The organism is Pseudomonas berkeleyensis (assembly GCF_014109765.1).
GTDB lineage: Bacteria > Pseudomonadota > Gammaproteobacteria > Pseudomonadales > Pseudomonadaceae > Aquipseudomonas > Aquipseudomonas berkeleyensis.
In genome coordinates this window covers 2,810,355-2,824,582 of record NZ_CP059139.1, presented here as the reverse complement: position 1 = coordinate 2,824,582, position 14,228 = coordinate 2,810,355, and the positions used below count along the sequence as shown (strand labels likewise).

Below are 14,228 nucleotides of genomic sequence, written 5' to 3'. Positions count from 1 at the left end.
GGCGTTGCGCGGCTTCGCGCATCTCCAGACAACAACCAGGAGTAGCCTGATGAATGACCAATCGAAAGCCACTGGCAGCAGCCAGATGGCGGGCAGTGACACTCTCGACAGAGCCAACGGCAACCCCAAGCTCGATCAGCTCGATGACTTTCGTGAAGATGCGACCGGCGAAGCACTGACAACCAATACCGGCACTCGCATCGCTGACAACCAGAACAGCCTGCGCGCGGGTGAGCGCGGCCCGACGCTGATGGAAGATTTCATCATGCGCGAGAAGATCACCCACTTCGATCACGAGCGCATCCCCGAGCGTGTGGTGCATGCACGCGGTGCGGCGGCGCACGGCTACTTCGAAGTCACCGATCCCGCCACCGACCTGACCTGCGCGTCCTTTCTCAGCGAAGCGGGCAAGCGCACCCCAGTGTTCGTGCGTTTCTCCACCGTGCAGGGGCCACGGGGGTCGGCGGACACGGTACGCGACGTGCGTGGCTTCGCCGTGAAGTTCTACACCGATGAAGGCAACTTCGACCTGGTCGGCAACAACATGCCGGTGTTCTTCATCCAGGATGCGATCAAGTTTCCCGACTTCGTCCATGCGGTGAAGCCCGAGCCGCACAACGAGATTCCCACCGGGGCGTCGGCGCACGACACCTTCTGGGACTTCGTCTCGCTTACCCCCGAGTCGGCACATATGGTGCTCTGGACCATGTCGGATCGGGCGATTCCGATTGCCTACCGCGCCATGCAGGGCTTTGGCGTGCACAGCTTTCGCCTGGTCAATGCCGAGGGCCAGAGCAAGCTGGTGAAATTTCATTGGCGCCCCAAGGCTGGCGTCTGCTCGCTGGTCTGGGATGAGGCGCAAAAGCTCGCCGGCAAGGATCCGGATTTCCATCGCCGCGGCCTCTGGGAGGACATAGAAAGAGGTCTCTATCCGGAGTGGGAATTGGGTCTGCAGGTGATGGACGAGGAGGACGCACAGCGCTACGGCTTCGACCTGCTCGACCCAACCAAGCTGGTGCCCGAAGAACTGGTGCCGGTGCGTGTGGTCGGGCGCATGGTACTCAACCGCAACCCGGACAACTTCTTCGCGGAGACCGAGCAGTCGGCGTTTCATATCGGCCATATCGTGCCGGGCATCGATTTCAGCAACGACCCCTTGCTGCAAGGCCGGCTGTTTTCCTATACCGATACCCAACTGCTGCGTCTGGGCGGGCCAAACTTCAATGAAATTCCCATCAATCGCCCGCTGTGTCCGTTCCACAACAACCAGCGTGATGCGCCGCACCGCCAGCAGATCAACAAGGGCAGGGCGGCTTACGAGCCCAACTCCATCGACGGTAACTGGCCACGGGAAACGCCACCTGCTGCCAGCAAAGGCGGCTTCAGCTCGTATCCGGAACCCTTGAGCGGCAACAAGGTTCGGGTTCGCTCTGCCAGCTTTTCCGACCACTTCTCGCAGGCCACGCTGTTCTGGCGCAGCATGAGCGAGGCCGAGCAGCAACATATCGTCGACGCCTACAGCTTCGAACTGTCGAAGGTCGAACGCAGCTTCATTCGCGAGCGCCAGGTCAAGGAGATACTGGCCAATATCGACCCGTTGCTGGCCCTGCGTGTAGCGGAAAACCTCGGCATCGACCTGGACAGCACGGCCTCGGCGACCTCCGACGACAGCGCTGAAGTGTCACCTGCGCTGAGCCAGATCAACCTGCTGCCTGGGGATATTAGCGGTCGTCGTGTGGCAATCATGCTCACGCCTGGCTGCAAGGCAGATGAAGTCGGCAGCCTGATCAAGGCGCTGGAGAGTGCCGGCGCTGTGGCCAAGCTGTTGGCGCCATCGGTTGCTGCACTGAAGAGCTCCGATGGTCAGCCCATGCAGCCGGACGGCTCGTTTGCCACGGAGCCCTCGATTACCGTGGATGCGGTATTCGTACCGGGCGGGGAGTACGTGCTCAAGACGCTGCAAGGCGATGGCGTGGCCAAGCACTTCCTGATGGAAGCCTACAAGCACCTCAAACCCATCGCCCTGAGTGGAGAGGCGGCTCACCTCGCATCGGCCCTGGGCCTGGAAGAGGATGACGGCCTGGTGACAGGCGACAGCTTCGACCCGCTATTCACCCGTTTCGAAAACGCCCTGAAACAGCACCGCATCTGGGAACGAGAGGCCCGCGCCAAGGCCATTCCAGCCTGATCCGCTACAACGCCACGACGGCGCCGCAGAAGCTACTGCGGTTCGACGTCGGTAGGCGTTGAACGCTCGTCTGCATGATCTGCTGGGTGCAGCGGCACCTGCCCATCCAACTGTGACCCCGGATCTTCATTGCCGGGGTCATCGTCCAGCCAGTGATCCTCAACAGGTGACGGCTGATTCATCGTGGCTTGTTCTTTGTTCGTGCCCATCATTCATGCCCTCTTCACAAGAGGTTCAGCTGCACAGACCTGGCAGGTACGCGCGCACTCTTGGCAGTGTAGGTCGGCGTACAACGCGCATTCCTCCGCACAGGCCAAACAAGCAACTCGGCATAGCTGGCTTGCCACCACCGCATAGTCGCTATGACGCAGCATCAGCGTCGCAGTCAAGCGACAAAGTTCTGCACAGTCACGGCACAACTCGATGCATCGACTGTGCTCGGCATTTTTATCGGCTAAACAAGTCGCTGAACAATATTCACAGCTGTTCGCGCAACTGCTGTAAGCAGTAATACGATCAAGATAACTATACTGATCTCTCATTTAATATCGCGCCTGTACAAGTGCTGTAAAAGCAAGCGCCTTATTGCGCACTGCCCGAGAAAAGCGCAGCGCAATATGCTGTTGAAGCCAATTCACTTGCTGTGCTCAGGTGAACTTGGGCCATCGCCATGACCTCGCGGCCCGGCAATACCCCAGAAGATCAAGCCGATAATCGGGACTATCCATATGAATAGCGCCCAGAGTGTTTTGGTGCCGACTGGCTTATCACTGCGAAAAACGCTGATGATTGCCCACAGCTCGACCAGAATGATGATGGCCGCGAGTGCCATCCCGAAGTAGATGATGAAGTCCGGCATATTCGTTCCTCCTCAAGCAGGCCTACCACAGTCGACAGCCACCCCGCCCATTGGATCAATGAATCGGGATACGACGGCAGTAAGAAAGCTTGAGAAGGATCGAAACCGGCTGGTTAGAACGAGTGATTCGACTTGTTCACTTCGATTATCAGGTTCTGCGGTTTGTCCGTGTTCTTGCTCGGCACCGAACGGCCATGACCGTCTTGGCACGTGAGAATCGAGCGGCTGAACTCGAACGGCTCGTCAGACCGCGGCGAGGAGGCCTTGTCGGCCGCACAGTCCTCGCCACAGTGCCCGTCGCCTATGGCTTCGGTGTGCACCTGATAGCAACTTGCATCGATTTCCTGCAGCGAGCGCTGGCCTGCAGAAGCCGCGGCCTCCAATGGTGGCGGAGGAAACACGACTATCGATGTCGGGTGGAAGGGGTGCCACACCAAAAGCACTACCAGGCAGGTGGAGCCGGCCACGTATGGCCATTCATGACTCACCTGATGGCGAGAGGGCATGTGTTTTCGGATCTGCCCGATCAATGTGCGCTTGTCTTGAGCAGATGCTGGCTCATCACGTCTGTTCATGCGCGTTCTCCTCAGAGCTTCTCGAGCTTTCTCATTGCCCATAGGCGAGAACTGCGCGTACGGTAAATCGGCTCGCGGGAGTAGGTTGGCAAATCGCTGATATTGCAGTGCTTGACAGCTTCGTTGATCGACTCGGCATCCGTATCTAGCGTCATATCGAATTTGATCAGACGAATCACTTCCTGGGTGGAGCAATTCGAATCAATGACTCGAGTTACTCTCTTGCCATTGTTATCCACTGTCAGTAACACACTTCCGTCTGGGCGTAACGTCATATTGACATCATATGCGGATAACTCAGACCTAATGCCATTCAGATCGTATCTCATGAGAACCTCCTTTTAATAACACTCATGGAAAATAGCGATATATCTGCCTCATCCTCTCGATTAGGACGAATGGTATTAATAAATATTAAAGTGCTATCACGCGAGGGGCTGTATCTGTTGCGAAGAGTGTGACATTTAGGCTGGAGAATTTTTTCAGATATTTTTCAGCTGTAATTATTTTCGTTTTTTTACAAAATGTTATCGGCGTGAAAAGTGAGAATTTCGTCTCGCGACAGAAAAAAATAAGTTGAACCATGCCTGTACGAGCGACGTCGCGCTTATACCGATAGTCCCGGCAAGGTAAATAAAGAAAGTGTCTGTAGTGATACGTGGTTTTCTTTTACTCTACTTTTGCACGAGCAATATAAAGTAATAGATGTGTATAACTTTATTAAGTCGTTGAGAGTGTTTCATATCCCTGTCGCAGCGTCCTGACGCCGCCATATGCGCGCCAACCAGCGCCAGGTGATCCAGCCAGCGGCAGCCAGATAGACCAGGCTGCCCGGCACCCACATCAGCAGGCCGGCCAGTTGCTGGTCGGCCAGGTCGCGCGATTCGCCATAGAAGGGCGTGTTGCCGAAGGTCAGCAGGGCACCTAGCAGGCCGGTGTGCATCAGGGTCAAAAGTATCGCCATCAATGCGTGCGGCACCTGGTTGGGGCTGGCGCGCAGGCACGACCACCAGAACAGCCAGGCGCTGAACAGGAAACAGGCGTGCTCGACCACGTGCCACCAGGTATTTTCCAGTGCCAGCATGTACAGGCTGGGGGTGTGCCAGACCCAGATCATCGCGCCGTGCAGCATGGCCAGCGCTACCGGGTAGCGGCCAGAGCGCAGGATGCCCCTATACAGCGGCTGGATCTTCGGGCCGAGCGCTGCGCGCCATTGCGGCAGCGGTCGGGCAAGGGCCCAGAGCGGGGCGATGACGATCATGAACAGCATGTGCTGAACCATGTGCAGGCTGGTGCTGGTTTCCGCCCAGTCGTCGATCGGGCCGAATACCGCCAGTACGGTGATGACCATAGCCAGATGCATCCACAGCGCCTCGCGGCCATGCGGCCTTACCGTGCGGCAACCGACGATGTACAGCAGCCAGGCCGCACCCAGCAGCAGCGCGCTCAGCCAGACCGGCAAGCGTTCTTCGAGGTGGCCGTCGAGCAGACCATGAGCAGCGGCAAAACCGGGGAGCGAAGCAAGCAGAACAATGCTGATCAAACGCATGGGGGCAGGCTCAGGGTCGGGATGGCGATGAACAGGGTGGCGATGGCGCTGATCAGGTGAGCGCCCGCAGCCAGTCGCGCGGAAAAACAGCGGGCAGGGCGCTCGGTTTCACGTCTGGCAGCTAGCTGAAACAGGCGCGCCAGCCACAGCAGCAGCGCCATGGTGAGCAGGCTGAACAGACCGAGCACGGCATTCAGCCAGTTCCACTGGCCTTGCTCTGGCGCAGGCGGGGCGAGCGAGCAGCCCACCGAGAGCCCCCCGTAAAGTGCGACGAACCACAGGCTCCAGATCACCAACCCGAGCGGGATGTGGATGGGGTTGTAGGGCGATCGCAGCGGCTGCATCAGGCTCCTCCGAAGGTCGGTGGGAACAGCACCACCGAGCAGTAGGTGATCCACAACACCACCAGGTTGTATTGCCAGAGTTGCTCGACCACCAGTGGCTCGTAGGGCGTCTGCACGCAGACGTAGCCGTGGTGCACGCGCAGCGCCTGCAGGACACTGAGGATGGCCGCCAGCAGGCAATGCACCAGGCTGTAGACCAGCAGCACCACGATCACTGCGTCATGGGCGGTGGCGCGCGGTGCCAGGTCGCCGCCCAGCAGCGCCCACAACAGCAACGCCGATTGCAACAGGCCGATAGAGGCGATGCCGACGAAGCAGGTCAGCAGGGTGCGCGGTTCGCCCTGGCCTTTGCGCAGCCGCTTGAGCACTGGTCGCTGCCAGAGCACCGCGATGGCGAGTAGTACGCCACTGGCCAGCAGCAGACGCTGATCGATCACCGGTGCATCGGGCACCAGCCAGTTGGGCGACACCGTCCACAGGTAGAACCAGCCGAACAACAGCGCCAGATACAGCGCACCGTTGGCCAATAGCGTCACACCCATGCCCCACAGGCCGGGGCCGTCGCAGGTTCGTGAATGCAACGGCGGCTCGCCGGGCTGAACCTTGGCGTCCGGTGCGGCATTTGGGTGTGCGCCGTTCTCCCAGCTCCAGCGGAAAAGCACCACCAGCGCGGCGAGGGTAGCGGCCAGTGATACCCAGTAGAACTTGCTCAGCAGGCCCAGGCAGACCACCGCGATGAACAGCGAAGCGATGAAGGGCAGCCAGCTGTTGCCGGGCAGGTGGATGATCTCGCGCACCTTGCCGGTCAGCGGTTCGACACCCCAGGTTTCCCGGCGACCGTGATCGATCACCGTCAGCGCGTGCTCGCCACGGGCGATGCTTTCCGGAAGATCCGGGTTCTCCCACAACGGGTGGCGCTCGGTGACCTTGGCCAGGCTGACGAAGTTGTAGGGGCAGGGCGGCAGGCTGGTGGCCCACTCCATGGTGTCGGCCCTCCACGGGTTCTTCGGCGCGGGCTGGCCGAAACGAAAGTGCAAGACGATGTCGAGCAGGATGGTGGCGATCCCCATCGCCATGATGAAGCTGCCGATGGAGGACACCAGGTTGGGCAAGTCCCAGCCCAGACCGGCCTCGTAGGTATAGATACGCCGCGGCATGCCCATCAGCCCTGTCCAGTGCATGATCAGGAAGGTGACGTTGAAACCGATGAACACCAGCCAGAATCCCCACTTGCCCAGGCGCGCCGATGGCATGCGCCCGGAGAAATGCGGCAGCCAGTAATAGATGCCGGCCAGCAGCGGGAAGAACATGCCGCCCACCAGCACGTAGTGCATGTGCGCGACCACGAAATGAGTGTCGTGCACCTGCCAGTCGAACGGCACCAGGGCCAGCATCACCCCGGTCAGCCCGCCACACACGAATACGATCAGAAAGCCCACCAGCCACAGCATCGGCACGTGGTACTGCGGCCGGCCCAGCCACAGGGTGGCGATCCAGGCGAACACCTGGATGCCCGTTGGCACCGCCACCAGCATGCTCGCGGCCGAGAAGAACGCCTGCGCCAGTTGCGGAATGCCCACGGTGAACATGTGGTGTACCCACAGGCCGAAGCTGATGAAGCCAGTGGTGAGGATCGCCAGCACTACCCAGCGATAGCCCACCAGCGGGCGCTGGCAGAACACCGGCAGCAGGGTGGAGACGATGCCGGCGGCCGGCAGGAAGATGATGTACACCTCGGGGTGGCCGAACAGCCAGAACAGGTGCTGCCAGAGGATCGGGTCGCCGCCACGCGCGACTTCGAAGAACGGCAGGCCCATGGCGCGCTCCAGTTCCAGCAGGATGCTGCCGAGGATCAATGGCGGGAAGCCGACCACGATCATCATCGCCATCACCAGGATGTACCAGGCGTAGATCGGCATCTTGTTCAGCGACATGCCTTCGCCGCGTGTGCGCAGGATCGACACCACCAGCTCGACGCCCGCTGATACCGCAGAAATTTCCACGAAGGTGATGCCGATCAGCCAGAAATCCGAGTTCGGCCCCGGCGTATGCACTGCACTCGATAGCGGCGTGTACATGAACCAGCCGGCCTTCGGTGCGATGCCCAGCAGCAGGCTCGCGCACAGGATCAGCCCGCCGAACAGGTAGCACCAGTAGCCCAGCGCCGACAGCCGCGGGAATACCAGGTCGCGTGCGCCAAGCATCTTCGGGATCAGGTAGACCGCCAGGCCTTCCATCATCGGCACGGCGAACAGGAACATCATCACCGTGCCGTGCATGGTGAAGACCTGGTTGTACATGTCCGGTTCGAGGAACTCGTAGCCGGGTATCGCCAACTGCGTGCGCACCAGCATCGCCAGCAGCCCGCCGAACAGGAAGAAGCCCAGCCCGGTGAGCATGAAACGGATGCCGATGGTGCTGTGGTTGACGATGGTCAGGGCTTTCCAGCCGCGCGGATTGCCCCAGACGTCGTTGAACTGGTCGTGCAGCTGATCCGGATCGAGTGCCTTGTCGGTCTTGTCGTTGCTCACGGTGCCAGGGTCTCCAGCCAGTCTGCGATGGCGCTGAGGTGGTCGGGGTCGATGTCGTCATTGAGCGGCATGGCATTGCCGGGTTTGAGCCGCTGGTGCTCCTGCAGCCAATGCAGGATCGCGCCGGGCTCGTTGGCCAGCACTCCGGCGCCGAGACTGACGCGCGAGCCAAGGTCGGTGAGGTCTGGTGCGCGTTGGCCCTCGGTAACGCCGGCAACGCGGTGGCATTCGCCGCAGCGCTCGGCAAAGGCATCTCCGGCCGCGCCGGGTAGGGCGCTTACGTGTGGCTCGCGACGGGCCTGTAGCCAGGCCTCGAAGTCGTCGTCTTCGTGGGCCTGCACGTTGAGGATCATGTGGGTGTGTTGGGTGCCGCAGAACTCCGAGCACTGGCCGCGGAAGGTGCCGGGCAGGTCGGCTTGCAGGCGAATCTTGTTGTGCCGCCCAGGGATCATGTCGATCTTGCCGCCCAGGCGCGGCACCCAGAATGCGTGGATCACGTCGGCGCTGGTGACGTCCAGATCCACTGGCCGGCTCACAGGCAGGTGCAACTGATTGGCGGTGACCACGCCGCTGTCCGGGTAGCGCACCTCCCACCACCATTGGTGGCCGATCACCTCGATGCGCAAGGGCTGCTCGCCGATCAGGGGTAGCGGCAACATGCGATGGCCGATGGGAATGCCGAAGATCAGCAGCAGGACGATGCTCACGCTGGGCAGTATCAGCCCACCGCCTACCAGCCAGCGCAGGGTGATCACTCGCGCGCGTTGCTCATCGACCTGGCGCGGCGTGCGCCGCATCGCATGCACCCACAGGGCGGTGACCACCACCAGCACCACCGTGGCGAAACCGCACATCACCCACCACAGGATCGCCACCTCGCATGCCATTGGCCCCGCTGGGTCGAGCGCCGATTGCGGCCCGCTGCACGCGGATATAAGCGGAACTGCCAGCATCAGCGTGGTCAATTGCAGGCAAGGGCGACGTCTTTGGCGGTGCCGGGTTTCTTCATTCACCTGCTCAGGGAGGCCGGGATGGCCGAAATCAACGAACCTATCGTCAGCCGCGCCGCCATTGCCGGGCATCCGTTGCACCCGATGATGATCCACTTCCCGGTTGCCGCCTTGCTCGGCCTGGTGGCCAGTGACCTGGCCTACCTGTGGCTCGGCGATCCGTTCTGGGCGCGCGCCAGTTTGTGGCTGGTAGGCGTCGGTGCATTCGGCGGTTGGATCGCCAGCGTGGCCGGGCTGGTCGATCTGCTTACCGTGACCAGCATCCGCCAGAAGATCACCGCCTGGTGCCATGCGATCATCGCCGTGATGATGCTGTCGTTGGCTTCGCTCAACTGGCTGCTGCGTTACGCCGGTCCGGAGCAGGGCATGGAGAACTGGGGGCTGTACCTGTCGCTGCTGACTGCGGTGTTGATCGCTCTGGCGGCCTACCTGGGTGGGCGTCTGGTGTATGAGCACGGCGTGGGGGTCGACACAAATTCGTGAGTACCGACTTGCAGATTGGCTGAGCGCTGCTTCATGCATGTCCGTAGGTACTCCTCATTCAGAAGGGTTTGGCCAAGACCAACCAGAGCGTGGTGCTGATCAGCATCACGATCAGCACGCCGATCGCCAGGCATTCGCGGCGCAGTGCGGGCTCCGCAATCTGCTCGATACGCAGGATCAGCACGCCACACAGGGCATGGCAGATGACCATGCCGGCGACGGTGGTGAGCTTGACAATCAACCAGGCATCGAACAGTCCATCACGCAGAAACAGCGCCGTGCCCGAGCCGATGGCCAATAGCGCGGCTGGCGTAGCGATCAGGTTGAAGACCATTCGGGTGAGATGGGCGTGGTCGCGATAGAACAGGGCATCACTGCTACGCGTGCCTGCCGCGATCAGCGCTGGCAGATAGAGCAGGGCACCGCACCAGCAGATCAGCGCCATGAAGTGCAGTAGTTTTAGCAGCGGCATGAATTGCGCTCCTTGCGTCCATTCTTGCGAGTTGCCTGGCGGGGCGGCTCACGTTTCTTTTACTGCCTGACGCAGCGTGAGTTCGATCCATTCCGGGGCCGGCCGGTATCACATCTCCCTGATTGCCTGAGAAAAGAAAGAGCCGCCGCAAGGAGAAGGAGGGAGACGACGCGGCGGCCCAGGGAAGCGTAATCGCAGGTTCGAATATGGTTGGCGCACATACGCCCAGAGCTCCCCTGTAAGGAACAGAGTCCCGTGGCGGCGTAGCGTTCAGGTTTTTTATGGAAGTCGTGACTGGGTTACACAAAGAAAGTTGAAACCCTCAAGACGAGTTCCACTCCTTGAAGATGAAGGCCCGTCAAAGGCGCTTCATTGGCAGAGGAGAGCATCATGAGAACTCACGTCGTGCATTTCACTGCGCCGATCAACTCCTACACCTGTGGGCAGTTGATCGACAAATGCAGTCAGGCCATCCACCAGGGCGCGGACGAGCTGGTCATCAAGATCGCCACCATGGGCGGGGAGTGCAGCTACGGCTTCTCCCTGTACAACTTCCTCATATCCCTTCCGGTACCGGTCAAGACCCATAACCTGGGCACCGTGGAATCGATGGGCAACATCATCTTTCTTGCCGGCGAAACGCGCACCGCCTGCCCGCATAGCAAGTTCCTGTTTCACCCCTTTCATTGGACCGTGAGCGGCGCAGTCGACCATGCGCGTATGTCCGAATACGCCATGAGTCTGGACTACGACCTACAGCTCTATGCCACCGTCGTCGGTGAGCGCACTCAGGATGCCGAAGCCCCGCTCAATGTCCTCGATTGCCTGATGTCCGCGCCGCGCATTCTCAATGTCGAGGACGCGCTGAAAGCGGGGCTCATTCACAGCGTCGACTGCCTGGGCATGCCGGCGGAGTCGGTCAACTGGTGCGTACATGCTTGAAGCGCAGTCTGGCGACCGCTTGGAAAATTCCCTGAACGAACTTTACAAGCGCTACGTCGGATTCCATGTACCCCTCAGGGGCGACTTTCCAACCAGCATTGGCCGTAATCACGGCCTGGAGGCGAATCATGGATATCGCAGACGATCGCAAAGCACTGATCCGAACCCTCAACAAACTGATCGAAACCTGCAAGGACGGCGAGGCCGGTTTCAAGGTCTGCGCCGAGGACATAAAACGTCCGGACATCAAGCAACTGTTCACCCAGCGCTCGCGCCAATGCGCCGAGGCAGCTGAAGAACTGCAGCGAGCCGTATTGGAGTTCGGCGGCCAGCCGGAGGACAGCACCAGCATCGGAGCGGATCTGCACCGTCGCTGGGTCGACTTGAAATCGCTGATCACCGGCAAGGATGAAGCGGCGATCCTCAACGAAGCCGAGCGTGGCGAGGACGTAGCCAAGGAGCGCTACAGCGAGGCTCTCAGCCAGGATCTGCCGACCGATATCCGCGCCATCGTGCAGCGCCAATACGAAGGGGTGTTGCGCAATCATGATGAGGTACGGGCACTGCGCGACGTAGAACGCGCGCGGAGCTGACTCATCGTCGGCCAGGGGCGCGCACCAACGCGCCGCCTGGCTTAATGCCCGCCCCAGGCTCACTGCGCGAACGTGACGGGAGGCGTACCGCATGCCCACGCTGAACAAGACCATCACCCACCTCAACCGCCTGCAAACCACCTGCCAGGATGGACAGCAGACGTGTCGACAGCTTGCAGCAAACGCCCAGGCCTTGCCGCTACGCTGCTTCCTTACCGAACGCGAGCAGGAATATGGCGCCCTGATCGCCTGCCTGCACAGCCAGATCACCACCTATGGCGGTCGCCCCACAGAGCACATCAGCCTGGCCGGACTATGGCGGCACTGCTGGTGGTATGAGGTGAAGGCGCTGATCGTGCCTGTCGATGATCGAACCAGGCTCAATACCGCGTTAGAGCTTGAAACACAGGTCAGGCGAGGGTTCGAAACCCTGCTTGCGCAGGAGCTTTCACCGGAGTTCCGTCAGCAACTGGCTGAACATCATCAGCGGGTGCTAGAGCGCACGAGACAGCTGCAGACAGCACTCGAGCAGTGGCCACACCTTGGCATGCTCAAAACCGAGTCGGGTCAGGACTGAAGTCCGGCAGCGGGGAAAGGGCGCATGCATTCATCAAGAGCCGTTCCAGTTGAGCGCGCTCCCATGTACTCAGCAGTTCGAGCGGATCAGTGCCGAAATATTGCGATGCGCTGAAGGCGTAGGCACGCCCATTCGGGCAATGGCAACTGTCGCAGTAATCCAGCGTTCCCCCTTCGCCATATAGCCTGATCACCCAGCCATCTACCTCTATGATCATCAGACCGTAGTTGGGTTGTGGCGAGCGATCGACACGGCGCATGACGCGGATACCCAAGGCGATGTCCCGCAACACCTGATACACCTCGCGAGCAGTGAGCGTGTTGTGATTCATTGGCACAGGATCACTGGGTTTCTTCATGCTTGAGGGTTTGCCTGGAAGTAGGGAAGGGGGACAGTTACTGACGTTGCGACGAACTTTGTAAAGCAGCCTATGCGGAAAGCGCGTATCAGATGTTACGCCGCGCCCACGTGTGCGGGATGTTCGGCATTACTCGCGTTATGCCTTAAAGTAGCCGGTTGCCGAAAGAACCGTCATGGCCATAGCCATGAAGGGCTTTCATTCTTTGCATATTAAGTGTGGTGAAGATGAACAAGCCTTTCATTTCGCTGTGCCCTGAAATTACTCGGGCACACGCGCTGAAGCTGATGGATTGGTTGGAAGATGAGCGAGTCACCTGTTATCTGAGCGATTCGCGTCATGTTTCCCGCTCCATCGAGCAAGCCATCGATCGGACTCAATTGCCGATCCTGACTCATCTGTTCAACCGGGGCGGCCGATTCTTCATGGCCTATGACCGGCATGACGAGCCGGTGGGTTTTGTCCGTCTCATCAAGACCGGCTCGGATTGCGAGATAGTCCTGGTCATCGGAGATAGCGACAAATGGGGCCGTAACCTCGGCACCCGTACGATCCGCGAAGGCATGAAACTGGCCTTCCTCGACATGCGGGCTGAAAAGCTCATCGCCAAGATCCACCCGGACAACGTGCGCTCGCTGAAAGCCTTTCTGCGCAGCGGCTTTGTGCTTGAGAGCGAAACGCCGACCTTGAAGTCATTTTCCATGACGGCGGGAAGCTATCTCCAGTTCTTGCGCGAAGGTACCTCTGGTGATGCCACAGGGATCTACATCACTGAAATCGACAAGGCCAGGCTCGAGAGCCTGATCGTGCTCGAGCAAGGCCCAGCCGTTATTGATCTCGAACATGAGCTTGAGCGCGCCATAGTCGTTAAGCCGCAGAAGGTGCCACGCAACGTCGTCACGATGAACTCCAGAACCTTGCTGCAGCTGGACGACGAAGAGATCGAAGTGGCGTTGGTCTACCCGGAAGACGCAGACAGCAGCGCCGGGAAGCATTCCGTGTGCTCTGACCTCGGCGCCGCCATCCTGGGCTATCAGGAGGGAGACGCCATCGACTGGCGAATTGCTGATCGAACCCGCCGGATTGAAATCAGGAAAGTGTTGTACCAGCCAGAGGCTGCAGGCGATTTCCACCTGTGATTGCGGCCTAGCTCAGTGTTCATCCATCAGGCACGGAGATTTCCCGAGAGACGGGGCTCGTTCCGTGCCTGATATGGACGAGGGCGCGCATCGAGATGCTTGCACGAGAAGCGGCACTGGACGTCGAGTAGGTCATACGGCCTGTGAGTTCATATGTGTAATTTAACATAATATACATTATGCGAATACTCATGTACTTACTGTGATGGCCTCTGCTCACGATTCGGCCCAGGCTTTCCTTGGTCTATCCGAAATTTTGCGCTTCTGAGACTGTTCTTGTACGTACGGCACGATTTGCGAGTCTCGATGAAATAGATGAATCCAGGGCTCACTATCTGGTTAAGGCCTGACTGGATTGGCGTGAGATCCGGATTCGCCATCTGTGATCAACCGAGTATTTCTGATGTTCATAGACGCCATGCGCGCTTATTAGAGCGGGCTTCCTCTGGTGCAATCTGCCATGTCCCTACGAACATGGTCGCGCGGTGTTCTTACCTAAAAATGATGCCAAATCCATGCAGGCCGCCACCCACAGGCAGGCTGATCTGGACTCACACCTGCTTCGTATTCTTGGGCTATCTGTGAATACTCCAGGAGCCAAGAATGCT

16 protein-coding genes and 1 pseudogene are annotated in these 14,228 nt (G+C 59.7%); 6 read left to right on the top strand and 11 right to left on the bottom strand.

Translation table 11 applies throughout. From position 1 onward, the window contains the following. The first annotated feature begins 49 nt into the window (after positions 1-49). Positions 50-2,188 (top strand): catalase HPII, encoded by a 2,139-nt coding sequence (katE, locus tag HS968_RS13150; protein WP_182371547.1) that lies wholly within the window; start codon positions 50-52, stop codon positions 2,186-2,188. A 32-nt stretch (positions 2,189-2,220) separates the two neighbouring features. Here katE and HS968_RS13145 read toward each other — a convergent pair whose 3' ends face one another. From HS968_RS13145 to coxB, 9 genes are all read right to left on the bottom strand, one after another. Further along, positions 2,221-2,400 (bottom strand): hypothetical protein, encoded by a 180-nt coding sequence (locus HS968_RS13145; protein WP_182371699.1) that lies wholly within the window; start codon positions 2,398-2,400, stop codon positions 2,221-2,223. Continuing rightward, positions 2,401-2,730 carry a four-helix bundle copper-binding protein gene (locus tag HS968_RS13140; protein WP_182371546.1) on the bottom strand — a complete coding sequence of 110 codons (330 nt, stop codon included), beginning with the start codon at positions 2,728-2,730 and terminating at the stop codon, positions 2,401-2,403. Between the two features lie 92 nt (positions 2,731-2,822). Continuing rightward, complete coding sequence (locus HS968_RS13135; RefSeq protein WP_182371545.1) at positions 2,823-3,047, bottom strand: PLD nuclease N-terminal domain-containing protein; 225 nt, start codon at positions 3,045-3,047, stop codon at positions 2,823-2,825. 113 nt (positions 3,048-3,160) lie between these two features. Next, the gene (locus tag HS968_RS13130) at positions 3,161-3,622 is read right to left on the bottom strand and encodes a hypothetical protein (protein WP_238338949.1); all 462 of its coding nucleotides are present in this window, start codon (positions 3,620-3,622) and stop codon (positions 3,161-3,163) included. 11 nt (positions 3,623-3,633) lie between these two features. Further along, positions 3,634-3,951: a hypothetical protein gene (locus HS968_RS13125; protein WP_119691286.1), complete on the bottom strand. Its 318-nt coding sequence runs from the start codon at positions 3,949-3,951 to the stop codon at positions 3,634-3,636. Positions 3,952-4,361: 410 nt separating this feature from the next. Further along, a complete protein-coding gene (locus HS968_RS13120) occupies positions 4,362-5,171 on the bottom strand; it encodes a cytochrome c oxidase assembly protein (protein ID WP_182371544.1) in 810 nt (269 codons plus the stop codon). Continuing rightward, positions 5,162-5,515, bottom strand: coding sequence for a hypothetical protein (locus HS968_RS13115; RefSeq protein WP_182371543.1), 354 nt, complete (start codon positions 5,513-5,515; stop codon positions 5,162-5,164). The genes HS968_RS13120 and HS968_RS13115 overlap by 10 nt, the downstream gene beginning before the upstream one ends. Next, the gene (ctaD, locus tag HS968_RS13110; RefSeq protein ID WP_182371542.1) at positions 5,515-8,046 is read right to left on the bottom strand and encodes a cytochrome c oxidase subunit I; all 2,532 of its coding nucleotides are present in this window, start codon (positions 8,044-8,046) and stop codon (positions 5,515-5,517) included. The genes HS968_RS13115 and ctaD overlap by 1 nt, the downstream gene beginning before the upstream one ends. Continuing rightward, positions 8,043-8,933 (bottom strand): cytochrome c oxidase subunit II, encoded by an 891-nt coding sequence (coxB, locus tag HS968_RS13105; protein WP_182371541.1) that lies wholly within the window; start codon positions 8,931-8,933, stop codon positions 8,043-8,045. Before coxB ends, ctaD begins: the two co-directional genes overlap by 4 nt. 144 nt (positions 8,934-9,077) lie before the next feature. Here coxB and HS968_RS13100 point away from each other — a divergent pair, with 144 nt between their 5' ends. Beyond that, the gene (locus HS968_RS13100; protein ID WP_119691282.1) at positions 9,078-9,539 is read left to right on the top strand and encodes a DUF2231 domain-containing protein; all 462 of its coding nucleotides are present in this window, start codon (positions 9,078-9,080) and stop codon (positions 9,537-9,539) included. A gap of 58 nt (positions 9,540-9,597) precedes the next feature. On the opposite strand, the gene HS968_RS13095 is transcribed toward HS968_RS13100, so the two are convergent. Then, entirely contained in the window at positions 9,598-10,011 is a 414-nt protein-coding gene (locus tag HS968_RS13095) for a CopD family protein (RefSeq protein ID WP_182371540.1), read from the bottom strand. Between the two features lie 390 nt (positions 10,012-10,401). Here HS968_RS13095 and HS968_RS13090 point away from each other — a divergent pair, with 390 nt between their 5' ends. The 3 genes from HS968_RS13090 to HS968_RS13080 all read left to right on the top strand — a co-directional run bounded on the left by HS968_RS13090 (position 10,402) and on the right by HS968_RS13080 (position 12,123). After that, positions 10,402-10,953, top strand: coding sequence for an ATP-dependent Clp protease proteolytic subunit (locus HS968_RS13090; RefSeq protein ID WP_119691280.1), 552 nt, complete (start codon positions 10,402-10,404; stop codon positions 10,951-10,953). A 128-nt stretch (positions 10,954-11,081) separates the two neighbouring features. Further along, positions 11,082-11,546 (top strand): ferritin-like domain-containing protein, encoded by a 465-nt coding sequence (locus HS968_RS13085; RefSeq protein ID WP_182371539.1) that lies wholly within the window; start codon positions 11,082-11,084, stop codon positions 11,544-11,546. Positions 11,547-11,637: 91 nt separating this feature from the next. Further along, complete coding sequence (locus HS968_RS13080) at positions 11,638-12,123, top strand: PA2169 family four-helix-bundle protein (protein WP_182371538.1); 486 nt, start codon at positions 11,638-11,640, stop codon at positions 12,121-12,123. Here HS968_RS13080 and HS968_RS13075 read toward each other — a convergent pair. Beyond that, positions 12,098-12,454, bottom strand: coding sequence for a DUF7693 family protein (locus HS968_RS13075; protein WP_182371622.1), 357 nt, complete (start codon positions 12,452-12,454; stop codon positions 12,098-12,100). The genes HS968_RS13080 and HS968_RS13075 overlap by 26 nt on opposite strands. A 202-nt stretch (positions 12,455-12,656) precedes the next feature. Here HS968_RS13075 and HS968_RS13070 point away from each other — a divergent pair. Beyond that, positions 12,657-13,620, top strand: a pseudogene (locus tag HS968_RS13070) (GNAT family N-acetyltransferase). Positions 13,621-14,228 lie beyond the last annotated feature (608 nt).